Source organism: Algihabitans sp. (assembly GCF_965226985.1).
Lineage (GTDB): Bacteria > Pseudomonadota > Alphaproteobacteria > Kiloniellales > DSM-21159 > Algihabitans.
Genome location: NZ_OZ245712.1, coordinates 1415281 through 1440022 on the forward strand (window position 1 = coordinate 1415281; position 24742 = coordinate 1440022).

At 65.2% G+C, this 24742-nt stretch carries 26 protein-coding genes; 18 read left to right on the top strand and 8 right to left on the bottom strand.

Going from position 1 to position 24742, the window contains the following annotated elements:
• Positions 1-2: 2 nt before the first annotated feature.
• From ACO054_RS06400 to ACO054_RS06410, 3 genes are read right to left on the bottom strand one after another with little or no spacing between them, the layout of a single operon-like run.
• On the bottom strand, positions 3-968 hold the full coding sequence (locus ACO054_RS06400; protein ID WP_421709607.1) for a TAXI family TRAP transporter solute-binding subunit: 966 nt from the start codon (positions 966-968) through the stop codon (positions 3-5).
• Complete coding sequence (locus ACO054_RS06405; protein WP_421709608.1) at positions 965-1381, bottom strand: AtuA-related protein; 417 nt, start codon at positions 1379-1381, stop codon at positions 965-967. Before ACO054_RS06405 ends, ACO054_RS06400 begins: the two co-directional genes overlap by 4 nt.
• The gene (locus tag ACO054_RS06410) at positions 1374-2822 is read right to left on the bottom strand and encodes an acyclic terpene utilization AtuA family protein (protein WP_421709609.1); all 1449 of its coding nucleotides are present in this window, start codon (positions 2820-2822) and stop codon (positions 1374-1376) included. Before ACO054_RS06410 ends, ACO054_RS06405 begins: the two co-directional genes overlap by 8 nt.
• A 93-nt stretch (positions 2823-2915) precedes the next feature.
• On the opposite strand from ACO054_RS06410, the gene ACO054_RS06415 reads away from it, so the two are divergent.
• Entirely contained in the window at positions 2916-3842 is a 927-nt protein-coding gene (locus ACO054_RS06415; RefSeq protein ID WP_421709610.1) for a LysR family transcriptional regulator, read from the top strand.
• 36 nt (positions 3843-3878) lie between these two features.
• On the opposite strand, the gene ACO054_RS06420 is transcribed toward ACO054_RS06415, so the two are convergent.
• Positions 3879-4757 (bottom strand): ATP-binding protein, encoded by an 879-nt coding sequence (locus tag ACO054_RS06420; protein ID WP_421709611.1) that lies wholly within the window; start codon positions 4755-4757, stop codon positions 3879-3881.
• Between the two features lie 247 nt (positions 4758-5004).
• On the opposite strand from ACO054_RS06420, the gene yajC reads away from it, so the two are divergent.
• The 4 genes from yajC (at position 5005) to ACO054_RS06440 (ending at position 8500) form a co-directional block, all read left to right on the top strand.
• On the top strand, positions 5005-5442 hold the full coding sequence (gene yajC, locus ACO054_RS06425) for a preprotein translocase subunit YajC (RefSeq protein WP_421709612.1): 438 nt from the start codon (positions 5005-5007) through the stop codon (positions 5440-5442).
• Positions 5443-5543: 101 nt separating this feature from the next.
• Positions 5544-7112, top strand: a complete 1569-nt coding sequence (secD, locus tag ACO054_RS06430; RefSeq protein ID WP_421709613.1) for a protein translocase subunit SecD — start codon at positions 5544-5546, stop codon at positions 7110-7112.
• A 24-nt stretch (positions 7113-7136) separates the two neighbouring features.
• Positions 7137-8111 carry a protein translocase subunit SecF gene (gene secF, locus ACO054_RS06435; RefSeq protein WP_421709614.1) on the top strand — a complete coding sequence of 325 codons (975 nt, stop codon included), beginning with the start codon at positions 7137-7139 and terminating at the stop codon, positions 8109-8111.
• Positions 8112-8116: 5 nt separating this feature from the next.
• Complete coding sequence (locus ACO054_RS06440) at positions 8117-8500, top strand: Mth938-like domain-containing protein (protein ID WP_421709615.1); 384 nt, start codon at positions 8117-8119, stop codon at positions 8498-8500.
• Between the two features lie 107 nt (positions 8501-8607).
• Here the strand turns inward: ACO054_RS06440 and ACO054_RS06445 are convergent, their stop codons facing one another.
• Positions 8608-9207 carry a superoxide dismutase gene (locus ACO054_RS06445; RefSeq protein ID WP_421709616.1) on the bottom strand — a complete coding sequence of 200 codons (600 nt, stop codon included), beginning with the start codon at positions 9205-9207 and terminating at the stop codon, positions 8608-8610.
• 180 nt (positions 9208-9387) lie between these two features.
• On the opposite strand from ACO054_RS06445, the gene ACO054_RS06450 reads away from it, so the two are divergent.
• Positions 9388-10236, top strand: coding sequence for a phytoene/squalene synthase family protein (locus tag ACO054_RS06450; RefSeq protein WP_421709617.1), 849 nt, complete (start codon positions 9388-9390; stop codon positions 10234-10236).
• Between the two features lie 126 nt (positions 10237-10362).
• Here ACO054_RS06450 and ACO054_RS06455 read toward each other — a convergent pair whose 3' ends face one another.
• Together ACO054_RS06455 and ACO054_RS06460 are read right to left on the bottom strand one after the other, a co-directional pair.
• Entirely contained in the window at positions 10363-11583 is a 1221-nt protein-coding gene (locus ACO054_RS06455) for an ABC transporter substrate-binding protein (protein ID WP_421709618.1), read from the bottom strand.
• 224 nt (positions 11584-11807) lie between these two features.
• Entirely contained in the window at positions 11808-12239 is a 432-nt protein-coding gene (locus ACO054_RS06460; protein ID WP_421709619.1) for a MucR family transcriptional regulator, read from the bottom strand.
• A 378-nt stretch (positions 12240-12617) separates the two neighbouring features.
• Here ACO054_RS06460 and rpiB point away from each other — a divergent pair, with 378 nt between their 5' ends.
• The 12 genes from rpiB (at position 12618) to ACO054_RS06520 (ending at position 24148) form a co-directional block, all read left to right on the top strand.
• Entirely contained in the window at positions 12618-13058 is a 441-nt protein-coding gene (gene rpiB, locus ACO054_RS06465; RefSeq protein ID WP_421709620.1) for a ribose 5-phosphate isomerase B, read from the top strand.
• A gap of 118 nt (positions 13059-13176) precedes the next feature.
• Positions 13177-14499 carry a serine hydroxymethyltransferase gene (gene glyA / locus ACO054_RS06470; protein WP_421709621.1) on the top strand — a complete coding sequence of 441 codons (1323 nt, stop codon included), beginning with the start codon at positions 13177-13179 and terminating at the stop codon, positions 14497-14499.
• A gap of 58 nt (positions 14500-14557) precedes the next feature.
• Complete coding sequence (nrdR, locus tag ACO054_RS06475; RefSeq protein WP_421709622.1) at positions 14558-15028, top strand: transcriptional regulator NrdR; 471 nt, start codon at positions 14558-14560, stop codon at positions 15026-15028.
• A gap of 71 nt (positions 15029-15099) precedes the next feature.
• Positions 15100-16179, top strand: a complete 1080-nt coding sequence (gene ribD / locus ACO054_RS06480) for a bifunctional diaminohydroxyphosphoribosylaminopyrimidine deaminase/5-amino-6-(5-phosphoribosylamino)uracil reductase RibD (protein WP_421710339.1) — start codon at positions 15100-15102, stop codon at positions 16177-16179.
• Between the two features lie 10 nt (positions 16180-16189).
• On the top strand, positions 16190-16804 hold the full coding sequence (locus ACO054_RS06485; protein WP_421709623.1) for a riboflavin synthase: 615 nt from the start codon (positions 16190-16192) through the stop codon (positions 16802-16804).
• A gap of 32 nt (positions 16805-16836) precedes the next feature.
• Positions 16837-17988: a 3,4-dihydroxy-2-butanone-4-phosphate synthase gene (gene ribB, locus ACO054_RS06490; protein ID WP_421709624.1), complete on the top strand. Its 1152-nt coding sequence runs from the start codon at positions 16837-16839 to the stop codon at positions 17986-17988.
• A 56-nt stretch (positions 17989-18044) separates the two neighbouring features.
• Positions 18045-18509 (top strand): 6,7-dimethyl-8-ribityllumazine synthase, encoded by a 465-nt coding sequence (locus ACO054_RS06495; RefSeq protein ID WP_421709625.1) that lies wholly within the window; start codon positions 18045-18047, stop codon positions 18507-18509.
• 56 nt (positions 18510-18565) lie between these two features.
• Positions 18566-19009, top strand: a complete 444-nt coding sequence (gene nusB / locus ACO054_RS06500) for a transcription antitermination factor NusB (protein ID WP_421709626.1) — start codon at positions 18566-18568, stop codon at positions 19007-19009.
• Positions 19010-19013: 4 nt separating this feature from the next.
• Entirely contained in the window at positions 19014-19994 is a 981-nt protein-coding gene (gene thiL, locus ACO054_RS06505) for a thiamine-phosphate kinase (RefSeq protein WP_421709627.1), read from the top strand.
• Between the two features lie 104 nt (positions 19995-20098).
• Positions 20099-20557 carry a hypothetical protein gene (locus tag ACO054_RS06510; RefSeq protein ID WP_421709628.1) on the top strand — a complete coding sequence of 153 codons (459 nt, stop codon included), beginning with the start codon at positions 20099-20101 and terminating at the stop codon, positions 20555-20557.
• A gap of 54 nt (positions 20558-20611) precedes the next feature.
• Positions 20612-21823 carry an MFS transporter gene (locus ACO054_RS06515; RefSeq protein WP_421709629.1) on the top strand — a complete coding sequence of 404 codons (1212 nt, stop codon included), beginning with the start codon at positions 20612-20614 and terminating at the stop codon, positions 21821-21823.
• A gap of 213 nt (positions 21824-22036) precedes the next feature.
• Positions 22037-24148 (top strand): sodium-translocating pyrophosphatase, encoded by a 2112-nt coding sequence (locus ACO054_RS06520; RefSeq protein WP_421709630.1) that lies wholly within the window; start codon positions 22037-22039, stop codon positions 24146-24148.
• A 106-nt stretch (positions 24149-24254) separates the two neighbouring features.
• Here ACO054_RS06520 and ACO054_RS06525 read toward each other — a convergent pair whose 3' ends face one another.
• Positions 24255-24713 carry an outer membrane protein assembly factor BamE gene (locus ACO054_RS06525; protein ID WP_421709631.1) on the bottom strand — a complete coding sequence of 153 codons (459 nt, stop codon included), beginning with the start codon at positions 24711-24713 and terminating at the stop codon, positions 24255-24257.
• Positions 24714-24742 lie beyond the last annotated feature (29 nt).

The window sequence follows — 24742 nt, forward strand, 5'->3', positions numbered from 1 at the left end:
CGTTACTCCGCGATCAGACGGCTCGGTACGTCCAGACCGAGTTCGCGGTAGTAGCGCAAAGCGCCGGGATGCAATGGGAAGGTGCCTTGCTGCATCGTCATCTCCGCGATGTCCTGCCCCTCCAGGGCCCCGAAGGCCGCTGCCTGCGGCGCGAGGTTCTCGTTGATGGCCTTGGTGATGCGATAGGCCGTCTCCTCGTCCAGGTCGGTTCGGGCGGCGACCGCCACCGCGAAGGCCCAGGTGTCGTAGGCGTCGATATCCGGGCCGGCGCCGGCGGGCACGCTGACGATGCCGACATCGGGCATGGTCTCGCGCAGGGTTGCGATTTGCGCGTCGCTCAGGTCCAGAACCGCGATCTCGGTGAAGGTCCCGATATCCAGCGACGAGCCGTCGAGCTTGTCGCCGACGCCGGACTTGACGTAGCCGGCGATCCGGTTGTCCTTGACGGAAGCGACGACATCGGCGGTCGATCCCGACACGAACTCGGGCGCGATGCCCAGCGCCGCGAACACGGCTTCGCTGGTCGCTTCCGTGGCCGAGCCTCGGATGCCGGGATTGAAGCGGACGCCGTCCAGATCCTCCAGGCGCGCGACGCCGGCATCGGCGCGCATCACGACGTTTTGCGGCGCGACGGTATAGACCCACAGCAGCTTGGTCGGGACCGGCCGCCCCTCAAAGTCGTTGAGCCCGTTGAACGCCTGGTAACCGATGTTGGTGGTCACCAGGCCGAGGTCGATCTGTTCGCGCGACAGCCGGCGCAGGTTGTCGACCGTTGCGCCCGTCTCCACGACGGTGGCCGATACGCCTTCGGCATTCTCGTTGATTACGCGGGTGGCCGCGACGAAGTAGCCGTAGTGACTCGAAGCCGACGATGTGGAGCCGATCAGCAGATCGCGCGCCTGGCTGGGCTGCGCGAGCGTGCCCGCCATCCCGAGCACGATGGCGAAAAAGAGACTCTTGGATTTCATGGTCTTCCTCCCGATTGTTTTTGATTGACTGCCGGGTGATCTCCCGGCACCTCGACCGGCATGGACAGGATGCGAAACGACAGCGTCTTGCCGTGGCTGTCCAGGCTCAGGCTGCGGTTGACTCCGCCTTCCAGAACGCCGTCGAGCACGAAGTTGAATGCGCCGATTAGCGGTAGTTCGTAACGCTGGACCGCACGCGGTTTGCGCCCGGCGAACAGCGCGGCAATCCGCTCCGCGGTGACCACGCTCTTCAACAGGGCATAGTCTTCGGCCCGGTAGGCGATCACGCTGACGTTCAGGCGGTCGCCTTTGTCGCCGGCTCTGGCATGCGCGAGGCGGTGCAGCGGCACCTGGACGTGGTCGGTCCCGGCCGATTCCGCTGCGGTGCGTTCCGTCTTGGAGGGCTCAGTCATGGCTTGCCTCCCGCCAGCGCCATGCCGGCGCGACCCGGACGCGCACGCCGGCCTCCACATCGGCGCGCGGAGCCGTCGCCGACCAGGTATGGACGCGCCGTCGGACCTGCGTGCGCGCGCCGCCGCCGCCGGCCGGCCCGCAGCACAGCAAGGCGACCACCTCTCGCACCGCCGCCTCGGCGTCCTGCGCACTGTCGCTCTCGACGGCGATGCGCGCGCGGACATCTTCGCCCGCCGGAAAGCCGCTGTAGGCGCCGCCCTCCGCAACGACGCTTCCCCCCTCGGCGGCGCTTCCCCCCTCGGCGGCGCTTCCCCCCTCGGCGGCGCTTCCCTCGTCGGCGAAAACGCTGCGATAGCCGATGATGTCGCTGCGCAGGCGCAGGTGTTGCGGAACGCGTCGCGCCAGCACATCGAGCGCTAGGCGAGCCCGCCCCACGGCGTTCGGTCCGGCGTAGGAGATCTCGCCCTCGCCGAGGTAGCCGCCGTCCACGCTGACCGTCACTTTCAGGCGCTCCGGCCGCGCCCGGCCGCGCGCGCCGAAGACGGCGACGCGATCCGGCCCCTCCGCGCGCAGCGTGACGCCGGTCATGTCCAGCGTCACGTCGGGGGTCAGGTAGGACGAGGGGTCGTGAATTTCATAGAGCAGCTGCTCCTTGACCGTGGCCTCGCTGACGAGACCGCCCGTATCGGCGGGCTTGCCGATGGTCAAACCGCCCTCCGCGGTGATCTCCGCGATGGGGAAGCCTGCCCGGTGCAGGTCCGGCACGTCCTTCCAACCCGGATCGGCGAAGTAGCCGCCGGTGATCTGCGCGCCGCATTCCAGTAGGTGTCCGGCCAGCGTCGCCGTCGCCATGCGTCCGCAGTCCGCCGGGTCCCATGCGAAATGATGCGCCAGCGGTGCGACCGCCAGGGAGGGATCGGCGACCCGCCCGGTGACCAGGATACGCGCGCCTTGGGCCAGTGCGGCGATCAGCGGCTCGGCGCCCAGATAGGCGTTGGCGCAGATCAGCGGGCGGTTTTGCAGCGCGGAGTCCAGGCTTGCCGGCGCCAAGCTGCCCGCCCGTGCCAGGGCGGTCACCTCGTCGCCTTCCACCACGCCGATCGGCGCGTCGGGAAATCCGGCCGCGGCGCAGAGTCCGGCGATGCGCCGGGCCGCTCCCGCGGGGTTCGCCGCGCCGAAGTTGCCGATCACGGCGATATCGGCGTCTAGACAGTCCGCCAGAACCGGCCGCAGCAGCTCTTCCAGCAGCGGCTCGTGGCCCTCGTCCGGATCCTCCAGCCGGCGCAGCTGCGCCAGCGCCAGTGTGCGTTCGCCCAGGGTTTCGAAGAAGATCGCCGAAGGTGTACGCCGGCGCACCAGGTCTCGCACGACCGGGATCGGCGCATCGATCCGATCGCCCGAAAAGCCCGCTCCGCATCCGATAAGGAACTGCGCCGTCACTTCGGTCTCCCACCCCTTTATGGGCAGGAAGTCTCGACAGTCGGCTGTTCATCAGTCAAATTTAAATAAATCAATATAATATTTGAGAATCAAATGACTGTCAGTCACCGTCAACTGCAGGCCTTCGTCGCCGTCGCCCAGACCCGCTCCTTCGGCGCGGCTGCCGGCAAGATCGGCCTGTCTCAGCCGGCCTTGAGCCTCGCCGTCAAGTCGCTGGAGGAACGGCTGGGCGGTCCCTTGATCGACCGCAGCAGTCGGAACTGCGAGCTGACCGCCGAAGGCGCCAGCTTCCTGCCGGTAGCCGCCCGGCTGATCGACGATTGGGACGCTGCGGTGGAGGATGCGCAAAGCCTCTTCGCCATGCAGCGCGGGCGGGTCTCCGTCGCGGCCCTGCCCAGCATCGCCGCCGGCCATCTCGCAGCCATCCTGACCGCGTATCTGGAGCGCCACCCGCGCATCGATGTCGAGATCTTCGACGTTACGGCGGGACGCGTCGTCGAGCTCGTGCGGGATCGGCGCGCGGACTTCGGCATCTCCACGCCGCCGCCCGACGGTCGCGGCATTGCCTTCGAGCCGCTTCTGAGCGAGCGCTACATGGCGGTGCATGCGCCGGACCATCCGATCGCGGAACTCGAGGCGGTGCCGGCGCGCCTGCTCGAAGCCTATCCCTTCATCGCCCTCAGCCGCTCGTCGAGCGTACGCCGTGGCTTCGACGAGGCGACCAAGGACAGCGCCTTGCGCCTACGACCGCTGGTCGAGGTCGAGCAGCTTTCGACCGCCGCGACGCTCGTCCTGCGCAACGGCGGCGTCACGGCGGTACCGGAGTCGTGCCTGCCGCTGATGCATGTCCACGGTCTGCGCGCCGCGCCGCTGCACAGTCCGGAGATCCGCAGGCAGATCGGGTTGCTGACCGCCGTCGGCCGGCCTTTGCCCGTGGCGACGCAGGCACTGCTGGGGACGGTGCGGGCGGCGATGCTGCGCGCGGCTAGTTCGGCCTCGGGGAAGCGGCAAAGGGACTGAAATCGCCAGAGCGAGTCCAGCTAAGGCGGTCCCGTTCTAAAGATCGATCCGCTGGTCCAGGCGCCCGGCGAGGTCCTGAATGAACTGCCAGGCGACACGGCCGGAGCGCGAGCCGCGGGTGACCGACCATTCCTTCGCCTCCGCCCGCAGCCGCTCGGGCTCTACCTCGAGTCCGAAGTGTGTGGCGTAGCCCTCGACCATCGCCAGGAAGGTTTGCTGGTCGCAGTTGTGGAACCCGAGCCAAAGACCGAAGCGGTCGGAAAGACTGACCTTTTCTTCCACCGCCTCGCCGGGGTTGATGGCGGTCGAGCGCTCGTTGTCGATCATGTCGCGTGCCATCAGATGGCGGCGGTTCGAGGTGGCGTAGAAAAGCACGTTGCCGGGCCGTCCCTCGATGCCTCCCTCTAGGACGGCCTTAAGCGACTTGTAGCTGGCGTCTTCCTGGTCGAAGGAGAGGTCGTCGCAGAACAGCAGGAACCGGCGTGGCGCCTGGCCGCGCAGCAGCTGCAGCAGACGGGGCAGGGTAGGGATGTCCTCCCGGTGGATCTCGACCAGGGCCAGCGTCGGATCGGGCTGCAGCGAGGCGTTGACCTGCGCATGGGCGGCCTTGACCAGAGAGGACTTGCCCATGCCGCGCGCGCCCCACAGCAGGGCGTTGTTTGCCGGCAGGCCGCGCGCGAAGCGCTCGGTGTTGTCCAACAGCAGTTTCGACTGTTGATCGATGCCGACGAGTAGAGGAAAAGCGACCCGGTTGATCTTTGGAACCGGCAGGGGGCGACCGGCCTCCGCATCCCAGACGTAGCCGTCGGCTGCAATCTCGTCCGGCTGGGTCTCCGCCGGGGGCGATAGGCGCTCCAGAGCCTCTGCGATGCGCGTCAGCAGGGGGAAAAGCTCTTCGGCATTGGATAGCGGCATGAAAAACCCCAGGTAAGGCGGGAAATACGGGCTGCGAGCGGCGGGGAAGCTAGTCCCCCGAGCCCGTCCGGGTCAATTGGAGGGCTTCGGTTGCATCCTGTCCGATCTTGCCGGTGAACGTTGCAAAACCTGGGCGCGCGGCTATAGTCCCGCGACCTTTTCCGACCCGGTGAGGCTGCTTGCAACGCCCGGTGCGATACTCCCTGCGACGGCTGGCCCGTCGCAGTGCTAACAAGACGAGGACTTGATGCTGATTTCTCCCGCATTTGCTCAGGCGGCCGGTGGCGCGGACGGCGGCTCTGCGCTGCTGACGTTCCTGCCTCTGATCCTGATTTTCGTGGTTTTCTATTTCCTGCTGATCCGGCCTCAGCAGAAGCGGCAGAAAGAGCATAGGGCGATGGTGCAGGCCCTGCGGCGGGGCGACCGGGTGGTGACGGCGGGCGGCATCTACGGCACCGTCGCGCGTATCATCTCCGACACCGAACTCGATCTGGAGATCGCGGACGGCGTCAAGGTGCGCATGCTGCGCGGGACGGTGCAGGAAGTGGTCGGCAAGGGCCAGCCGAGCCGGACGCGCGGCCGCAAGAAGGACGAAGCCGAGGAGCCCGAGGACGACGAGTGGCAGGAGGATGAGGAGGAGTCTTCGACGGAGTCCGATTCCTCTTCGGGCGGCAAGCGCCGCTAGAGCGGCAGTCGTCTGACTGGCCTGGCCGAGCCCGGCGCGGGAGCCGCGCCGTCTGCGGCGATCAAGGCTGTATTTGGCGTTAAAGAAGGTCTGGAAGTCTCATGGTCCAGTTTTCCCGCTGGCAGGTTGTGGCCGTTCTAGTCGTCGTGCTGCTCGGTTTCGCCTTCGCATCGCCGAACCTGCTGCCGCGCCAGATCTCGGAGAGTCTGCCGTCCTGGCTCCCGAACCAGCAGATCAGTCTCGGCCTCGACCTCCAGGGCGGCTCGTCGCTCCTGCTTGAGGTCGACATGGAGACGGTGTTCGAGGAGGAACTCGACAACCTGGTCGACACGGTACGCAGCGAACTGCGGCAGGAGCGGATCGGCTACACCGGCCTGCGCAGCGAGGGCGACAGCGTTTTCTTCACCCTGCGAGACCCGGCCCAGGCGGAGGCGGCGCGCGAAGCTCTGCTGGTCTTCACCGGCGACGCGCTGCTGCGGATCAGCGACAGCACGGGCGAAGGCGAAATCGAGCTGACCGCGCAGGTCAAGCAGGAGCGCCAGATCACCGTCCTGCAGCAGTCGATCGAGATCGTCCGGCGCCGCATCGACGAGCTGGGAACCCGCGAACCGGCGATCCAGCGCCAGGGCGAAGAGCGCATCCTGGTCCAGGTGCCGGGCGTCGAGAATCCGGAGCGTCTTATCGATCTCCTGGGACAGACGGCCCAGCTGAGCTTCCGCATGGTCAACAGCGACGTTCAGCCCGGCCTCGATCCGGTCCCGCCCGGCTCCGAACTGCTGCCGATGGAAGACGACGGCATGGGGGCCTCGCAGATCGTGGTCCGCAAGCGGATCCTGGTGTCTGGCGAGAATCTGACCGATGCGCAGCCGACCTTCCAGGACGGTGAGCCGGTTGTCAGCTTTCGCTTCGACTCGACCGGTGCCCAGAGATTCGGTCAGGTCACGCAGGAAAACGTCGGGCGGCCCTTCGCGATCGTCCTCGACGAAGCGGTTATTTCGGCGCCGGTGATACGCGAGCCGATCCTGGGCGGCAGCGGCGTCATCAGCGGCAGCTTCTCGGTTCAGGAGGCCCAGGATCTGGCGCTCTTGCTGCGCGCCGGGGCCTTGCCGGCACCGCTGACGGTGATCGAGCAGCGCTCGGTCGGCCCCGGACTCGGGGCGGACTCGATCCGCGCCGGCGAGTTCGCGGCCGTTCTCGGCTTGCTGCTGGTGATCGTCTTTATGGGCTCGGCCTACGGTCTTTTCGGCCTTTTCGCCAACGTCGCTCTGATCATAAACCTGATCTTGCTGGCGGCCGCGCTGTCGGGACTTCAGGCGACCCTGACCCTTCCGGGTATTGCCGGCATCGTGTTGACCATCGGCATGGCGGTCGATGCCAACGTGTTGATTTTCGAGCGTATACGCGAGGAAGCGCGCCTCGGTCGGGGGCCGGTGTCCGCCATCGATGCCGGTTACAAGCGTGCGATCACGACGATTATCGACTCCAACCTGACGACTCTGATCGCCGCCTTGCTGCTGTTTCAGTTCGGCTCGGGACCGATCCGGGGCTTTGCCGTCACCCTGGCCATCGGCATCCTGACGTCGATGTTCACCGCCATCATGGTCACCCGTTTGCTAGTGGTCACCTGGTTGCGCCGTCGTCGTACGCCCGCCAAGGCTCTGCCGATCTGAGCGCTTTCGAGTAGGACATCTGTCATGGCCTTCATCCGACTGCTTCCGATCGATCCGACGATCGACTTCCTGGGCAAGCGGACCCTGTTTCTGATCCTTTCGGCCTTCCTGGTGCTGGGGTCGATCGGGACCTTCTTCGTCCAAGGGCTGAACTTCGGCGTCGACTTCCGGGGCGGAATCCTGATGGAGGTGGAAACCCGCGAACCCGCTGACCTCGGGCAGTTGCGCGCCGACTTGGGCGACCTGGATTTGGGCGAGATCACCCTGCAGGAATTCGGCGAGCCCACCGTGCTGCTGCTCAACATCAGCCGGCAGGACGGTGGCGATGCCGATCAGCGGGCGGCCATCGAACTGGTTCAGGAGACCCTGGGCGAGCAGGTGGTCGAGTACCGTCGGACCGAGTTCGTGGGACCGAAGGTCGGGGCCGAATTGCGGCAGGCCGGCATTCTGGCGACGGTGCTCGCGCTTGGCGCCATCGGCATCTACATCTGGCTGCGCTTCGAGTGGCAGTTCGGCCTCGCCGCCCTGGCTGCCCTGGCCCACGACGTGATTGCCACCATTGGCTTCTTCGCGATTACCCAGATCGAGTTCAATCTGGCCACCCTTGCGGCGGTACTGACCATCGCCGGCTACTCGATCAACGATACCGTCGTCGTGTTCGACCGCGTGCGCGAGAAGCTCCGGAAATACAAGAAGATGCCGATGCCGGAGCTGCTCAATCTGGCGATCAACAAGACCCTAACGCGTACGCTGCTGACCTCTGTCACGACGCTTTTGGCCCTGATCTCCCTCTCGGTCTTCGGCGGCGAGGTGATTCGCGGCTTCACCCTCGGTCTGATCTGGGGTGTGGTGATCGGCACCTACTCATCTGTCGCCCTGGCCGTTCCCCTGCTGCTCTATATGGGGCTGCGCCGGGAGCAACTGACCGGGGGCGATGAGGGAGAGGCCGACCAGACGCCGAAAGCGGCTATCGAAAGCGGCGCGAAGCCGTCGACCTGAGGCCCATGAAGGACGCCGATGTCACCCCCTCGCTGCCGGAAGGCCGGCATCTTGTCGAAGGCTACGGCCCAGGCCGTTTCACTGTGGCCGGGCAGCTCCACGAGGGAGCGATCCTTCTGACGGCGAATGAGGTCGCGCCCTGGGTGGTTGCGTCGCTGGACGACGTTACCCTGGAGAGTCTGGCCTTTATCCTGGAGAAGACGCCGCCCTACGAAGTCCTGCTGATCGGCACCGGCGCGAAGTCTGCCTTGCTGCCCAAGGCCCTGCGAAGCGCGATCCGCGAGCGGGGCCCTGTTCCCGAATGCATGGGGACAGGTGCTGCTGCCCGAACCTTCAATCTACTGCAGACGGAGGGGCGCCGCGTCGCTGCAGCTCTGGTCACAGTTTAGATTCGCCGGATCGGCGACAGGCTAAGCGAAAAGAAAACGGGGTCGGCACTGCTTGGGCCGACCCCGTTTCGTTAGCGGCTCAACCTGCTCTAGAGGATGGTCCTACTCTAGGCCTTGGAGAGGTTGTCGTTCACGAAGTCCCAGTTGACCAGGTTGTCGAAGAAGGACTGGACGTAGTCGGGACGGCGGTTCTGGTAGTCCAAGTAGTAGGCGTGCTCCCAGACATCGACCGTCAGCAACGGGGTCATGTCATCGTGCGCCAGGGGCGTATCGGCATCGTCGGTGTTGACGATCTCCAGGCCGTCGCCCTTCTTGACCAGCCAGGTCCAGCCCGAGCCGAAGTTGCCGGCTGCCTTGGCCTTGAAGGCGCTGATGAAATCGGCGTAGCTGCCGAAGGACTTGTCGATGGCCGCACCGACCGCACCGCTGGGGGCGCCGCCGCCGCCCGGCTTCATGCCGTGCCAGAAGAAGGTGTGGTTCCAGATCTGGGCGGACTGGTTGAACAGGGTCTTGTCGCCCTTGGCCTTGGCCGCGGAGATCACCTCTTCCACGGACTTGCCGTCAAGCTCCGTGCCGGCCACCAGTTCGTTGGTCTTCGTGATGTAGGCGTTGTGGTGTTTGCCGTGATGGAACTCGAGAGTCTTCGCGGAGTAATGGGGCTCGAGCGCATCCTTGGCATAGGGCAACTCGGGCAGTTGGAACGGCATGACGTCTCTCCTTACCTCGATCATATTGTCCGGGATGGAAAATCCGGTGAGCGCGGCTGCGCCTTGAGTCGTTCGCATGTTTTACAGCGTCCGACCCCGCTTACATAGGCGAAGGTACGCCTTTGTGAACCATTTGAATTCTATGGGGTTCCATGTCCATTGCGACCTTCGGGCGCTGCCATGCGCGGTGACTCTCTTTCCTACTGTGCGCAAGAGCTGCGCGCGCAGGATCGCGACCGTTTTCTCGTCTGTCTCTTCGCGCCTGCCGAGCGGCGCGAAGCGCTCTTCGCCCTCTACGCCTTCAACCTGGAGGTCGCCAAGACGGCGGAGCTGGTCAGTGAGTCCACGCTCGGACAGATCCGTCTGCAGTGGTGGCGGGAAGCGCTGGAGGAAATCTACCGGGGCGGCGCGCCTCGCCAGCATCAGGTGGTCACGCCCCTGGCCACGGCAATTCGCGAGCATGGGCTGGACTCGGCGGTCTTCGAGCGGCTGTTACTGGCCCGCGAGGCGGACCTCGATCCCGCCGCACCGGGCGATCTCGCCGAACTGGAACGCTATGCGGCGGAGACCAGCGCGACCTTGCAGTCTCTGGCGCTTGCCGTCCTCGGCTGCGAAGGCGATGCGGCCGAAGCGGCGGCTCGGCATGTCGGGATCGCTTGGGCGCTGACCGGACTCCTGAGGGCGATACCCTTCCATGCGCGTCAGAAACGGCTCTACCTGCCGGAGGACCATCTCGCCGTCACCGGCGTACGCACGGCCGAACTGTTCGAGCTGCAGGGGTCCGACGCCTTGTCGGGCGTTGTGATGCGTCTGGTGAAGCGCGCGCGCGAGCACTTGGCGGAGGCGCGTCGGCTGCGCGGCGAGGTTCCGAGGTCGGCCTTGCCCGCTCTCCTGCTTGCCCGTCTGGCCGACGGCTATCTGGCGAGGTTGGAGCGAGCGGCCTTCGATCCCTTCGACCCCCGGGTTCAACTGGAGCTGCCCAATCGCGCTCTGCGGCTTTGGTGGTCCGCTTGGCGCGGCATCTACTGAGGCTCGCCTACTAAGGATCTCTGGCGGCTGACGGCACAACGCCCGCGGCGAGGGGGCCGCGGGCGTTGGTCTTCTTGCGCGCCCGCCTCAGGATAAGGTGGGCCGGAGTCTGTCGTCCGGTTTGCTTTACATTTCCGGAGCGAGCACCTCTCGGGTGACGATCTCTCCGCCTTCAATGGCCCAAAACGCGAAGGTCCCCGGAACGTCGCCCTTGCTGTCGAAGTCCTGGGCACCGCCCGCGCCGACGTAGTCGATGTCGTCGCCGGCCGCGATGGCCGCCTTGGCTTTCTCCCACTCGCCCGGCAGGATCTCCATGCCGGGTGCGCTCGAAACCTCCCGCAGAGCGTCCCGGATCGCCGCGCCGTCGGTCGAGCCGGCCTTCTCGATAGCCAGAGCCAGCACGAAGGCCGCGTCGTAGGCCGTATCGATGAAGGGCTTGGGCGGAAGCTCGCCGTATTCGGCCTCGTAGGCGCTCCGGAAGGTCGCGGCGGCCGGGCTGTCGGCCACGGCCTGGGGCGCGGTTCCGATCGATCCGTCCATGAAGTCGGCACCGATGGCCGAAATGATGTCCGGCGTCTTCATGCCGTCCGTGAAGATGAAGGAGTCGAAGAAACCGCCCTCCAGGGACTGCCGGAGGATGGCCACACCGTTTTCCGGATAGCCGATCAGCACCAGGGCTTCGGCTCCGTCGCCTGCTGCGTTTTGCAGTTCGCCTCGGTAGGAGGCGTTGCCGGGCTCATAGGCGAGGTTGGCAGCGATGCTGCCGCCCTTGGCCTTGAAGGCGCCTGTGAAGGCGGTTGCCAGGCCCTCGCCGTAGTCGTTGTTGATGTAGAGGACCGAGACGTTCTCGAAGCCCTCCGCCTTGGCGACCTGGGCCAGAACCACGCCCTGCAGGCTGTCGGCCGGGACGGTGCGGAAGAAGAAGTCCTTGTCGTCGATATCGCTCAACACCGGCGCCGTCGAGGCACTGGACACCTGCGGAATGCCGGCAGGTCCGGTCACCGAAGTGGCGACAGGGCCCGAGTTGCCGGATGAGAGCGCGCCGACGATGGCGACGACACTGTCGACGTTGACAAGTTTCTGGGCGGCATCGACGGCCGTCTGCGCGGCGGTCTGGGTATCGCCGACGACGACGGTCAGCGTGCGGCCGTCAAGCAGTCCGCCCTGTGCGTTGATTTCCTTCAACGCCAGCTCGATTCCCGACATCGACGAGGGACCGAAGGCCTGCAGGTCGCCGGTCATCGGCATCAACGCGCCGATCTTGATGTCTTGTGCCGCCGCCGGACCGGCAGCGAGCAGCATGCCCGCCAGGCCTGCCGCGACGAGCGACGACTTGCTGAACGTCATGTTTCATCTCCCTGAGTGTTTATCTGTCCTAGTTGCAGACAGCTCCGCCTGCTGTGTGGCGCCTATCGGGCCGGCTACATCCTCCGCCGGAGTCTGCAACTGCCGTACTATATCCAGGGTTGACCCGGATCTGTACAGACTCGGATCTCCATGAGGCGGCGCGACCGGTCGATCCAGCGCAATCCGTGGACGTCGGACGTTTCGGCGGATCGGGGGGGGGGGGGCTATTTGCGCTTCTTGCGGCGTCCGCCCTTGGTGCCCAGGCCGATTTGCTTTGCAAAAGCCGAACGTTGTTTGGCGTAGCTGGGCGCCACCATCGGATAGTCGGCCGGAAGGCCCCATCTGGCACGGTAGTCTTCGGGGGACATACCGTAAGTCGTACGCAGATGACGCTTCAGCATCTTCAACTTTCGACCGTCTTCCAGGCAGATCAAATGATCCGGCTGAATGGACTTGTTGATTGGGACGGCAGGTGTCGGGGCCTCGGGTTCGACAGCCGAGGTACTGATGTCGGTCAAGGCACGATGCACTGCGCCGATCAGTCCGGTGACGTCTTCCCTCGGCAGGGAATTGTTGCGGACATAAGCAGAGACCACTGAAGAGGTCATCCTCAGCACTTCGGCTTCGGTTACATCTTCGCGTGTTTCTTCGCTCATTCTTTTCCCGCCCTCACTAAGCCCCCTAATCATCGGCACACTACGCGAGAGTCTCGGCAGTGAGAAGCAAAAATACACACCGTTTTATTAGTGAATAGCTACCGTTTCGTCTTAAGGAAAAGGTAACGAACAGAGATTTTGAGAGGCGGGGAGGGACGCAGCCCCCCGCGAAACGCGCGTGGACTGCGCGGAGAGGCCTCAAGTCGCGAATTTCGAGACCCAGGCCTTGTGGTGAGCTTTGACGGCGAACCGACATATGGTAGCGTCTGGTCTTATGCCCGGAATGCGGCGAGACGCTGCTAAGGGCATCTCCTGGATCTTTTTCGCGCTTGGGCCTGCGGGCTGCATCCAAGCCAGCAGGCTGAACGACAGAGAGTCATGACCGATAAGACGGTTGCGCTGGCAGCAGATCACGCCGGCTACGAATTGAAGCAATCTCTGGCCGAAGAGCTTGTCTCGCTTGGCTACCGGCTGGTCGATCTGGGTACGAACGGCCCTGAGTCGGTCGACTACCCGGACTACGGCAAGGCGATGGCCGATGCGCTGACGGCGAAGCGGGCGCCGCGTGGCGTGATTGTCTGCGGGACCGGTATCGGCATCTCGATTGCCGCCAACCGGAACCCTTCTGTCCGTGCGGCGCTCTGTCACGACAGCACTACGGCACGCTTGGCGCGGCAGCATAACGACGCCAATGTCCTGGCAATCGGTGCCCGCGTCACTGGGCTGGAGACGGCGAAGGACATGCTCCGCGCCTTTCTCGACACGCCGTTCGAGGGCGGGCGCCACGGCCGTCGCGTCGAAAAGCTTGGCGCGCCCTAGCTCGTCTGCTTTGCCCGCCGTGCCGTTGCGGCGCCTTGTCAAAACAGGAACTCCGGATCCACGTTTTCGCGATACTTCGTTTTCGACAGACCGACGTTTCATACAGAAGGTGACCGCCATGAGCCCCTCCGACGCCGCGCAACGTCTTGACAGCACCCAGGGTGAGTTCTTCTCCGCGTCTCTGCGGGCGAGCGATCCCGACCTGGCGGCGGCCGTGCAGGACGAACTGAGCCGTCAGCAGAACCAGATCGAGCTGATCGCGAGCGAGAACATCGTCTCTCGCGCCGTGCTCGAAGCCCAAGGGTCGGTGCTCACCAACAAGTACGCCGAAGGCTACCCGGGCCGCCGTTACTATGGTGGCTGCGAGCATGTGGACGTGGTCGAGAGTCTGGCGATCGAACGGGCGAAGAAGCTGTTCGACTGCAGCTTCGCCAACGTCCAGCCTCACTCGGGCGCTCAGGCCAATCAGACCGTCATGCTGGCCTTGCTGAAGCCAGGCGATACGATCCTGGGCATGTCGCTGTCGGCGGGCGGACACCTGACCCACGGTGCGGCGCCGAATCTCTCCGGCAAGTGGTTCGAGGCGATTCAATACGGCGTGCGTAAGGACGACGGTCTGATCGATTTCGAGGAGGTCGAGCGGCTGGCGCGCGCGCACAAGCCGAAGATGATCATTGCCGGCGGCTCGGCTTATCCGCGAGTCATCGATTTCGCGCGGTTCCGGCAGATCGCTGACGAGGTGGGGGCCTATTTCCTGGTCGACATGGCGCATTTCGCCGGCTTGGTGGCCGGAGGCGTCCACCCCAGTCCGCTGCCCCACGCCCATGTCGTCACCACGACGACGCACAAGACCCTGCGCGGCGCGCGCGGCGGCATGGTGCTCTCGAACGACCCGGATCTCGGCAAGAAGATCAACTCGGCGGCCTTCCCGGGTTTGCAGGGCGGCCCGCTGATGCACGCCATCGCCGGGAAAGCGGCGGCCTTCGGCGAGGCGCTGAAGCCCGACTTCAAGGCCTACAGCCGCCAGATCGTCGAGAACGCAAAGGCTCTCGCCGGAACGCTGATGGAGGCCGGTTTCGACATGGTCACCGGCGGGACCGACAATCATCTCTGTCTGGTCGACCTGAGGCCGAAGTCGCTGACCGGCAAGGCGGCAGAGCAGAGCCTGGATCGGGCCGGCATCACCTGCAACAAGAACGGTGTGCCCTTCGATCCGGAGAAGCCGATGGTGACCAGCGGCATTCGGCTCGGCACGCCGGCCGGCACGACCCGTGGGTTTGGCACGGCCGAGTTCGTGCGGGTCGGGCAGTTCATCGATCAGGTGCTCGATGGGCTCCGCCGTGACGGGGAAGACGGCAACCGGGCGTTGGAGACTGAGGTCAAAGCGGAGGTGAAGGCGCTCTGCCAGCGCTTTCCGATCTATCCGGATGTACTGGTCTGATCGCCTTTCGCGTCACGTTTTCGCGGTGTTTTGGGGATAGTTGGGGGAGAAGTTCGGAATGCGCTGCCCGTTCTGCGGCAACGAGGATACCCAAGTAAAGGATTCACGGCCGACCGAGGACAATGCCGCGATTCGCCGCCGCCGCCAGTGCCCGAATTGCGGTGCCCGCTTCACGACCTTCGAGCGGGTGCAACTCCGCGAGTTGACGGTCCTGAAGAGCAAGAGCCGCAAGGAGCCTTTCGATCGCGAGAAGATCCTGCGTTCCATGCTGATCGCCCTGCAGAAACGACAGGTCGACCGCGAGCGTGTGGAGCGGGTGGCAAACGGCATTGTCCGGCGCCTTGAGTCTTCGGGCGAAAGTGAGATCCCCTCCAAGCTGATCGGCGAGATGGTGATGGATGCTCTGGCGACGTTGGATCCCATCGGCTACGTGCGTTTCGCCAGCGTTTACCGAAATTTCCGGGAAGTCGGCGATTTCGAGGACTTCATCGGCAAGCTTGGCGTCGAGGCCGACGACCAGACCCGCTGATGCAGCTGGTCGATCCGAAACCGACCGCCGATCCCGGGCAGGCCGCCTGGAGCCCTCGGGACCGGGCGCTGATGGCGATGGCCCTGCGCTTGGCGGAGCGCGGTCTCGGCCGCGTCGCGCCAAACCCATCAGTCGGTTGCGTGCTGGCACGCGATGGCCACGTGGTCGGCCGCGGCTGGACCCAACCTGGCGGACGTCCCCACGGCGAGACGGAGGCGTTGCGGCGGGCCGGTCCGGCGGCCAAGGGGGCGACAGCTTACGTCAGCCTCGAACCCTGCGCCCATTTCGGCAAGACCCCGCCTTGCACCAAGGCTCTGATCGAGGCCGAAGTCGCGCGAGCGGTCGTGAGTTGCGAGGATCCGGATCCGCGCGTCTCCGGGCGTGGACTTCAGCAGCTGCGCGACGCCGGTGTGACGGTCGAGGTCGGTCTGATGGCCGAGGAGGCCTGCCAGCTCAATCGGGGGTTTTTCCTGAGACTTACCGAGCAGCGGCCACTGGTCACCTTGAAGCTCGCGACGACCCTGGACGGCCGCATCGCAACGGGTGGCGGTGAGAGCAAGTGGATCACCGGAGAGGCGGCGCGGGCGCGGGCGCACCTGCTGCGGGCCGATCACGACGCGGTCCTTGTCGGCGCCGGAACGGCGAGCGCCGACGATCCGCAGCTCGATGTCCGACTGCCGGGACTGAGCTCCAGCAGTCCGGTGCGGGTGTTGCTCGACGGCCGTTTGCGCACTCCCTTGACCCATAAGCTGATCGCTCAGGCGGAGCGGCAGCCGACCTGGCTCTACACCCGCGCGGACGGTCCAAAGGACCGCCTAAGCGCGTTGGAGGGGGCCGGTGTGGAGGTCTTGACTGTCGGACTCGACGCGGCGGAGCGCTTGAGCCTGCCCGAGGTTATGGCTTCGCTGGCCGAGCGCGGCATCACGCGTCTTCTGGTCGAGGGCGGCAGCCAGGTTGCCGCCGAGCTGCTGCGCGCCGACCTCGTCGATCGTCTGGCCTGGTTCCAGGCGGGCCGCTTGATCGGCGGTGACGGTCTGCCCGCCGTCGCGGGCTTCGGCCTCGACCGCTTGGCCGACGCTCCGGCCTTCACCTTCGAAAGGCTCGAGCGCCTCGGCCGGGATGTGCTGGAATGCTGGCGGCGGGCGGGCTAGATCCTTCTCCATGTTCACTGGCATCGTCACCGACCTGGGCGCCGTCCGCAGCATCGAGCAGCGGGGCGACACGCGCTTCACCTTCGACACCGGCTATGACACCGCTACGATAGCCCTTGGCGCCTCGATTTCCTGCAACGGCTGCTGTCTGACGGTCGTGGAGCGCGGCGAGGGCCGGTTCGCCGTCGACGCCTCGGCGGAGACCCTGTCCAAGACCACGCTCGGCGGTTGGCGCGAGGGCACGCCGGTCAACTTCGAGCGGGCTTTGGCTCTGGGTGAGGAGCTGGGCGGCCATCTGGTGTCCGGCCACGTCGACGCGACGGCCGAGGTGATCTCCGTCCTGCAGGAGGGCGATTCCTGGCGGTTCAGGATTGGTGTCGGGCCCGAGATCGCGCCCTACATCGCCTCCAAGGGCTCGGTGGCGCTGGACGGCGTGTCGCTGACCGTCAACGAGGTGGAAGACGGGGAGCATGGCGAAGCCACCTTCGGCGTGAACGTGATCCCCCATACCTATGCGGTCACGACCTTCGGTCGTTTGCGTGGCGGCGACAGGGTCAACCTGGAAATCGATCTGTTCGCACGTTACGTTGCGCGCCTGCTGGCCAGCCGCGCGCTTGGCGGCTGACGCCCGCTTTCAGGATTTGTAGCGAACCCTCCATGGCGACTCCCAACCCGCAGGACCCTTGGCGCGTCACCTTTGGCGAACTCGTCTCCCCGATCGAGGCGGTGATCGAGGAAGCGCGCAACGGCCGCATGTTCGTCCTGGTCGATGACGAAGACCGGGAAAACGAGGGCGATCTGGTCATTCCCGCCCAGATGTGTACGCCGGAAGCGGTCAACTTCATGGCGAAGTACGGCCGTGGCCTGATCTGCTTGGCCATGACGCGCGAGCGCATCGAGCAGCTTGGCCTGCCGATGATGGCGCGCAGCAACGAGACCCGGCATCAGACGGCCTTCACCGTGTCCATCGAGGCGCGGGATGGCGTGACGACTGGAATCTCGGCGCCGGACCGCGCGCGCACGATTGCCGTGGCGATCGACCCCAACAGTGCGCCGGCCGATATCGTCACGCCCGGCCACATCTTCCCACTGATGGCGCGCGACGGCGGCGTCCTGGTACGGACCGGACATACCGAGGCGGCGGTCGATCTGGCGCGTCTAGCCGGCCTGATCCCTGCAGGCGTGATCTGCGAGATCATGAACGAAGACGGGACGATGGCACGGCGCGACGACCTGATCGCTTTCGCCCAGCGTCACGGCCTCAAGATCGCGACCATCGCCGACCTGATCGCCTATCGCCGCAAGAACGACAAACTGGTCGAGCGGCGGCTGGACCGCAACTTCGCGAGCCGCCACGGCGGCGACTTTACCATGACGATCTACCGCAACACGGTGACCGGGGCCGAGCATGTGGCCCTGTGGCGCGGTCCTATCGACGACGGCGCGCCGGTTCCCGTGCGCGTTCATGCGCTGAACCTCTTCGACGATCTGCTAGGTGACCGCTCGCTGGGCCGCGGCGGTGAACTGGAGGCTGCGTTGGAGGTGATCGCTGCCGCCGGCCGCGGCGTGGCGGTTTTGATCCGTCAGCCCTATGCCAGCAGCCTGGAGGAAGAGATCAAGGCGCGCCTTGACGAGGGCGGACGTCCGGCCGTTCAACTGCGCGACTATGGGGAGGGCGCACAGATCCTTTTGGACTTGGGCGTCCGCGATATGGTTCTGCTGCACAATACAAAGCACACCATCGTAGGGCTCGAGGGGTACGGCCTTCGCGTGGTCGGCCAAGAACCACTCGATAGCGAGCCCGCTTGAGTCACCGGCGCGACTCCTCGATAAAACGTAGACCCAAAGGGAAATAGGTAGGTTTCATGGACGACCGCCCGCACATCATGATTGTGGAGGCCCGCTTCTACAACGATATCGCCGACGAGTTGATGGCGGGCGCGTTGGAAGTGCTGGAGGCCGAAGGGCTGACGTACGAACGCTTTGAGGTTCCCGGGGCTTTCGAGATCCCGGCAGCCATTCAATATGCGATCCGCTCAATGGATTTCTTCGCCGGCCGTCGCCGTTTCGATGGCTATGTCGCGCTCGGCTGCGTGATCCGGGGCGAGACCTCTCACTACGATTATGTCTGCGGCGAGAGCGCTCGCGGTCTGCAGGACTTGGCGATCCGCTATAGTCTGGCTCTGGGCTACGGCATCCTGACCGTCGAGAACAAGGAGCAGGCCTGGGCTCGCGCCGCGCGCAACCAGAAGAACAAGGGCGGAGAGGCGACACGTGCCTGTCTGCAGATGCTGGACCTGAAGCGTCAGTTCCGGCTCTTCCCGCGCTGAGGGGCAGCATGACCTCAACCCCTCCTAAGGATCGGGCCCCGAGGGATCCTGCCCGCATGCGCAGGATCGCCCGGCTCGCGGCAGCCCAGGCGCTCTATCAGATCGAGGTCGTCGGCGTCGGGGCCGATGCCGTGCTGCTGGAGTTTCTGGAGCACCGCCTGGAGGACGAGATCGACGAGGGATTGCGGTTGGCGGACATGGACCGCAAGCTGTTCAGTAATCTGGTTCAGGGCGTTTCGGCTCATGGAGCCGGTCTGGATGAGATGCTGGCGCCGCTGCTTGCCCCCGACTGGACGCTGGAACGCCTCGAACTGCTGCTCCGCGTTATCCTTCGGGCCGGTGCCTACGAATTGGCGCACCGCTCCGACGTACCCCCGAAGGTCGCGATCAGCGAGTATGTCGAGTTGGCGCACGACTTCTTCGGTGGACGCGAGCCGGCCCTGGTCAACGGCGTGCTCGACCGTTTGGCCCGCACGGTCAGGGCCGAGGCATTCGGCTGACCCGATGGGCCTGCGCGACGAGTTCGGCACGATCGCACGGTATTTCGCGCCCTTGTCTGCAGGCGCGCCTGGCGCTTTCGGCCTCACCAACGACGCCGCCGTCATCCCGCCGGACGGCGAGCAAGGTTTGGTTACGACGATCGACGCCTTGGTCGAGGGGGTCCATTTTCTGCCGGACGACCCTGCCGACCTGGTCGCGCGCAAGCTTTTGCGGACCAACCTGTCCGATCTCGCGGCCATGGGGGCCAAGCCTGAGAGCTATCTTCTCACGATGGCGCTCGACAAGGCGCGCGACGAGTCCTGGATCGCGAGCTTCGCCGCAGGTCTCGCTGCCGACCAGGCGCAATACGCCGTCGTCCTGTTGGGCGGCGACACCGTGTCCACACCCGGTCCTATGACGCTGTCGCTTGCCGCCTTCGGCCGGGTTCCCGGTCAAACCGTTCTGGAGCGCGGTACGGCCAAGCCGGGCGACTCGATCTACGTGAGCGGCACGATCGGCGACGGCGCCCTGGGCTTGCTGGTCCGCCAGAGCCGCTTGACCGGCTTGGCGGAGCGGGATCGGGCCTTTCTCGAACTGCGATATCGCCTCCCGGAACCGCGAACCACCCTGGGGCCGGCTTTGCTGGGGCTCGCGACGGCATGTCTGGACGTCTCCGACGGGCTGGTCGCCGATCTGGGCCACATCGCGGAGAACTCCGGCCTGGGCGTCGAATTGCGGTCGGACGCGATCCCCCTGTCCGAGGCGGCACAGACGGTCCTGGGCGACGATCCGGATCTTCTGCCGTTGCTCCTGACCGGGGGTGACGACTACGAGCTCGCTTTCACGCTTGCGCCGGAAGACGCTGGGGCGCTCGAAGCCCTGGCCCGCGAAACGGGGACCGCGGTGACCTGCATCGGCCGGACGGTCGAGGCGCCCGGAGTTGTCGTGTTGGATCGTGATGCCCGTCCCCTGGCGTTGGCGGGCTCCGGCTGGACGCATTTCTAGAGCAGGATCGCCTGATGTGGGATCGCGCTCTAGGCTTTACCCGGCCTTTACCACGTGGGGTGCAGGCTCGCGCCGAAATGTAAATCTCGGTTCCGAGCTTGAAGATGAAACGCCTTGTGATCCTGCTGGTTCTGCTTGTGCTTCTAGGCGGCGGAGGCTTTGCCGCCTGGACCTATGGCATGCCGATCTACGAGCAGATGCAGGCGGAAAAGGCGGCCCAGAAGCCCGAGCCGATCTACGTCGACCTGACCCCGCTCGTGGTGCCGGTGATCGAGAACAATCGCGTCACGCACCATCTGACCTTAGCTATTTCTGTCGAGGTCGCGGGGGAGAGTGGTGACGCTAGGCTGCGCGAAGCCATGCCGCGCGTGATCGATGCCTTTACTACGGAGCTCCATGGGCTGATGTCTCTGGAGTTCGTTCGACGAGGCGGCGTGGAACTGCCGGTGGTCAAGCAACGGCTGATTCTGGCTGGCGAAAGGGAACTCGGCCCCGAAGTGGTTACCGACGTTCTCATCAAGGCGGTAGACCGTATCAAGGGCCAGCGCGATCTACAGAGCTGATCTGCCGCGCTGTGGCTGGCGCAGAAGGCGGGCTGTCGCTAAGCTCGCGCCGCAATGACGGATTCCCTCGCTCAGCCCCAGACTTCCAGCCGCAATCCGACTCTGCGCAACGTCGCCGTCCTGGCTGTTTGTATGGCCTTGACGATCAGCAGTCTTAGCCTGCTGATGACCGTCTCGGCAGTGGTCGGCTACATGCTGGCGGCGGATCCCAAGCTCGCCACCTTGCCCTTGGCCCTTCAGTTCCTGGCGGTGCTTTGCAGCACCGTTCCCGCCTCTTTCTTCATGCAGCGCTTCGGCCGAAGGGCGGGTTTCACCGTCGGGGCCGTCTGTGGCGTGCTCGGCAGCCTGATCTGCGCGGCTGCCGTGTGGTACGGCAGTTTCCTGCTGCTCTGCGTCGGTTCGGCCTTCCTGGGAGTCATGGCCGTGCACGGCGGCTTCTATCGTTTTGCTGCGGCGGACACGGCCAGCCCCGGCTTTCGGCCCAAGGCGATTTCCCTCGTCATGGCGGGCGGCACGGCGGCCGCGATCCTGGGGCCGGAATTGGCGAAGCACACCCGCGATCTCTTCGAACCATTGCTCTTCTTCGGCGGATTCCTCGCAGTCGCCGTTTTGAACCTGATCGTCATCGCCTTGTTGCGGCTGGTGCGGATCCCGACCCCGGTCGCCTCCGCGGATGGACGCAGCGGACGCTCTCTACTTGAGATTGCTAGTCAGCCCACCTTCATCGTCGCTGTTCTGGCGGCGATGGTCGGCTATGGCGCGATGAATCTGATCATGGTGCCGACGCCTTTGGCCATGCTTGGCTGCGATCACCCCTTCGAGGTCGCCGCTTTCGTCATCCAACTGCACGTACTGGGTATGTATGCGCCTTCTTTTTTCACGGGGCATCTGATTCAGAAATTCGGTCATCTGCCGATTCTCGGTCTCGGCGTGCTGCTGATCCTCGTCTGTGTCGGCGTCAACCTCTCCGGTGTTGAGGTCACGCACTTCTCGGTGGCACTGGTGCTGCTCGGCCTTGGCTGGAATTTCCTCTATGTCGGCGGCACCAGTCTGGTGACCGAGACCTATCGGCCGGAGGAGAAGGCCAAGGTGCAGGCGCTGAACGATACGCTGATCTGGGGGACCGTCGCCGTAACGGCCTTCTCGTCCGGTGCGCTCTACAACGGCCTGGGGTGGGAGGCGGTGAACCTCGCTGTGGTCGTGCCGCTTCTTCTCGTTCTCGCGGCTCTGACCTGGCTGGGATCGCGCCGGACCCTGGTGGCCTAGTCGCGCCGGATTTCGGCCTTGCCTAACCGGTATCTGCCGGATTTCGTTCACTCTGTTGCCATAACTTGGCAGTTCTGCCATGGTCCGCGCGCTCCGTCAGAAGGCGGAAGGCACGGGCTATTTCACACCACTTTCGAGTGTCCGCGATGACCGTCCTATCGACGGCGCGGCATGGGTGGGAAGTCGGTTCGAACAAACCGGGGGAAGCGTCTCATGGAATTGACACTGATTCTCGTCATCCTCAGCGGTGTGGTCGCTGTGGGCTATGGCGCGATCACGGCGAAATCGGTCCTCGGGGCCGATGCCGGCAGCGAACGCATGCAGGAAATCGCGGCGGCGATCCAGGAAGGCGCCGCAGCCTATCTCAACCGCCAGTATCGAACGATCGCCATCGTCGGCGCGGTCATTTTCGTGGTGGTATCGATCCTACTCGGGCCGATTGTCGGGATCGGCTTTCTGATCGGCGCGGTGCTGTCGGGGCTGGCCGGCTACATCGGCATGTACGTCTCGGTGCGCGCGAACGTGCGTACGACCCAGGCCTCCGCGACCGGCGGGCTGGAGAAGGGCCTGGACGTCGCCTTCAAGTCCGGCGCGGTGACCGGCATGCTGGTCGCCGGGCTCGCTCTCTTGGGGCTCAGCCTCTACTTTGGGCTGCTGTTGCTGATCGGCTTCGATCTCGCCGACCGCGAGATCGTGGCCGCCCTGGTCGCGCTGGCCTTCGGTGCCTCCCTGATTTCGATCTTCGCCCGTCTTGGCGGCGGGATCTTCACCAAGGGCGCGGACGTCGGCGCCGACCTGGTCGGTAAGGTCGAGGCGGGCATTCCCGAGGACGATCCCCGCAATCCCGGCGTGATCGCCGACAACGTGGGCGACAACGTCGGCGACTGCGCCGGAATGGCAGCCGATCTCTTCGAAACCTACGTGGTGACAGTCGGCGCGACCATGGTGCTGGCCTCGATCATCTTCGCCGGACAGGCCTTTCTGCCGGAGATGATGGTCTATCCGCTTCTGATCGGTGCTGCTTGCATCTTCACCTCCATCGCCGGCACCTATTTCGTGAAGCTCGGCCCGAGCAAGAAGATCATGGCGGCGCTTTACAAGGGTTTCGGCGCCTCGGTCCTGCTCTCTGCAGTCGCCTTCATTCCCGTGACCTGGGCCACGCTCGGGTTCGGCACCGACTACAGCTACGGCGACACCGTCTTCAACGGCTTCGACCTCTTCCTCTGCGCTTTGGTGGGGCTGGCCGTGACCGGTCTGATCGTCGTGATCACCGAATACTACACCGGCACCGGCTTCCGGCCCGTCAAGTCGGTGGCCGAGGCTTCGGTCAAGGGGCACGGCACTAACGTGATCCAGGGGCTTGCCGTCTCCATGGAAGCCACGGCCCTGCCGGCTCTGGTGATCGTGATCGGCATCTACCTGACTTATGTTCTGGCCGGCCTCTTCGGTATCGCCATTGCGGTGACGGCCATGTTGGCCCTTGCCGGCATGGTGGTAGCGCTCGACGCCTTCGGCCCCGTCACGGACAACGCCGGTGGCATTGCAGAGATGGCCGATCTGGATGCCAGCGTGCGGGATACGACCGACGCCCTGGACGCCGTGGGCAACACCACCAAGGCGGTGACCAAGGGGTACGCCATCGGCTCCGCCGGTCTCGGCGCCCTGGTGCTCTTCGCCGCCTACACGGAGGATCTCAATTTCTTCATCCAGGAAGGGGTCGAAGCCTTCGAGGGCGTGGTGGTGAACTTCTCGCTGTCCAATCCCTTCGTGGTGATCGGGCTCTTCATCGGCGGCCTGCTGCCCTATCTCTTTGGTGCGATGGGCATGATGGCGGTCGGCCGTGCCGGCGGCGCGGTGGTCGAGGAGGTTCGACGTCAGTTCAAGGAGATGCCGGGCATCATGGAAGGCACGCAGAAGCCTGACTATGCGCGCTGCGTCGACATGCTGACCAAGACGGCGATCAAGGAGATGATCGTCCCCTCCATGCTGCCGGTCTTCTCGCCGCTGGTGCTCTACTTCGTGGTCTGGGCGGTGGCCGATCAGTCGGCGGCGCTCTCTGCGGTCGGCGCCATGCTGCTGGGCGTGATCGTTACCGGACTGTTCGTCGCGATCTCCATGACGGCGGGCGGCGGTGCCTGGGACAACGCCAAGAAGTACATCGAGGACGGCAATCACGGCGGCAAGGGGTCCGAGGCCCACAAGGCCGCCGTCACCGGCGACACGGTGGGCGATCCCTACAAGGACACCGCCGGCCCGGCCGTCAACCCGATGATCAAGATCACCAACATCGTGGCGCTGTTGCTGCTCGCGGTGCTCGCTCACTAACGATTGGCGAGCAAAAAGAAGAAAGGCCCGGAGATCTCTCCGGGCCCTTTTTCTTTGGGGCGTCGCTGCTTCGCGCTCTTCGGATCGGCGCGTCGAAGTCCCGGCTCTACTGCCCCGTGGAGCCGGGGAAACGGCCCAGGTTGCCGAAGAGCTGCTGCAGGACCGTCAGTTCGCGGCCCTCGGTGGGGGTTTCCCGCTCGACGAGATCGACATTGTGACCGTCCTCGATCGTATTCAGGCGGGTTTCCTGCACCAGTCCCCGTTCGTCGAAGGTAACGATCAGGACGCTGCGGTCCGTGATCTCGGGGCGAAGAAACGCGAACTGTTCCTGACGCTGACCGATGTAGTACCAGGTGCGGTCCTGAAAGCTGGAGAGGGTAGAGGGCGTCCCCAGGATGCGAACGACATCGTCACGGGTCGAGATGCCGGGCTGGATCTCCACCACCTGCTCGACGTCCGGTAGGTTGCCGCGCACATCCACCCGCTCCGCGCAGCCGGTGATAAGTAAAGCCGCCGTGCCGACCAGCAGCAGTCTGCGAAGGGAAGGCAGTGTCGGTTCGAACATCGTCTTTCATCCGTCCCAATGTACGAGTT

Excerpts from the sequence above, each read along its gene's own strand:
- nusB (WP_421709626.1), top strand. The coding sequence starts at position 18,566 with ATGCGCAGGATCGCCCGGCTCGCGGCAGCCCAGGCGCTCTATCAGATC.
- ACO054_RS06455 (WP_421709618.1), bottom strand. The coding sequence starts at position 11,583 with ATGACGTTCAGCAAGTCGTCGCTCGTCGCGGCAGGCCTGGCGGGCATG.
- secF (WP_421709614.1), top strand. The coding sequence starts at position 7,137 with ATGGCCTTCATCCGACTGCTTCCGATCGATCCGACGATCGACTTCCTG.
- yajC (WP_421709612.1), top strand. The coding sequence starts at position 5,005 with ATGCTGATTTCTCCCGCATTTGCTCAGGCGGCCGGTGGCGCGGACGGC.
- nrdR (WP_421709622.1), top strand. The coding sequence starts at position 14,558 with ATGCGCTGCCCGTTCTGCGGCAACGAGGATACCCAAGTAAAGGATTCA.
- ACO054_RS06460 (WP_421709619.1), bottom strand. The coding sequence starts at position 12,239 with ATGAGCGAAGAAACACGCGAAGATGTAACCGAAGCCGAAGTGCTGAGG.
- secD (WP_421709613.1), top strand. The coding sequence starts at position 5,544 with ATGGTCCAGTTTTCCCGCTGGCAGGTTGTGGCCGTTCTAGTCGTCGTG.
- ACO054_RS06415 (WP_421709610.1), top strand. The coding sequence starts at position 2,916 with ATGACTGTCAGTCACCGTCAACTGCAGGCCTTCGTCGCCGTCGCCCAG.
- ACO054_RS06525 (WP_421709631.1), bottom strand. The coding sequence starts at position 24,713 with ATGTTCGAACCGACACTGCCTTCCCTTCGCAGACTGCTGCTGGTCGGC.
- ACO054_RS06450 (WP_421709617.1), top strand. The coding sequence starts at position 9,388 with ATGCGCGGTGACTCTCTTTCCTACTGTGCGCAAGAGCTGCGCGCGCAG.
- ACO054_RS06485 (WP_421709623.1), top strand. The coding sequence starts at position 16,190 with ATGTTCACTGGCATCGTCACCGACCTGGGCGCCGTCCGCAGCATCGAG.
- ACO054_RS06420 (WP_421709611.1), bottom strand. The coding sequence starts at position 4,757 with ATGCCGCTATCCAATGCCGAAGAGCTTTTCCCCCTGCTGACGCGCATC.
- ribB (WP_421709624.1), top strand. The coding sequence starts at position 16,837 with ATGGCGACTCCCAACCCGCAGGACCCTTGGCGCGTCACCTTTGGCGAA.
- ACO054_RS06400 (WP_421709607.1), bottom strand. The coding sequence starts at position 968 with ATGAAATCCAAGAGTCTCTTTTTCGCCATCGTGCTCGGGATGGCGGGC.
- ACO054_RS06515 (WP_421709629.1), top strand. The coding sequence starts at position 20,612 with ATGACGGATTCCCTCGCTCAGCCCCAGACTTCCAGCCGCAATCCGACT.
- ACO054_RS06405 (WP_421709608.1), bottom strand. The coding sequence starts at position 1,381 with ATGACTGAGCCCTCCAAGACGGAACGCACCGCAGCGGAATCGGCCGGG.
- ACO054_RS06510 (WP_421709628.1), top strand. The coding sequence starts at position 20,099 with ATGAAACGCCTTGTGATCCTGCTGGTTCTGCTTGTGCTTCTAGGCGGC.
- glyA (WP_421709621.1), top strand. The coding sequence starts at position 13,177 with ATGAGCCCCTCCGACGCCGCGCAACGTCTTGACAGCACCCAGGGTGAG.
- ACO054_RS06495 (WP_421709625.1), top strand. The coding sequence starts at position 18,045 with ATGGACGACCGCCCGCACATCATGATTGTGGAGGCCCGCTTCTACAAC.
- ACO054_RS06440 (WP_421709615.1), top strand. The coding sequence starts at position 8,117 with ATGAAGGACGCCGATGTCACCCCCTCGCTGCCGGAAGGCCGGCATCTT.
- ribD (WP_421710339.1), top strand. The coding sequence starts at position 15,100 with ATGGCGATGGCCCTGCGCTTGGCGGAGCGCGGTCTCGGCCGCGTCGCG.
- ACO054_RS06445 (WP_421709616.1), bottom strand. The coding sequence starts at position 9,207 with ATGCCGTTCCAACTGCCCGAGTTGCCCTATGCCAAGGATGCGCTCGAG.
- ACO054_RS06520 (WP_421709630.1), top strand. The coding sequence starts at position 22,037 with ATGGAATTGACACTGATTCTCGTCATCCTCAGCGGTGTGGTCGCTGTG.
- rpiB (WP_421709620.1), top strand. The coding sequence starts at position 12,618 with ATGACCGATAAGACGGTTGCGCTGGCAGCAGATCACGCCGGCTACGAA.
- thiL (WP_421709627.1), top strand. The coding sequence starts at position 19,014 with ATGGGCCTGCGCGACGAGTTCGGCACGATCGCACGGTATTTCGCGCCC.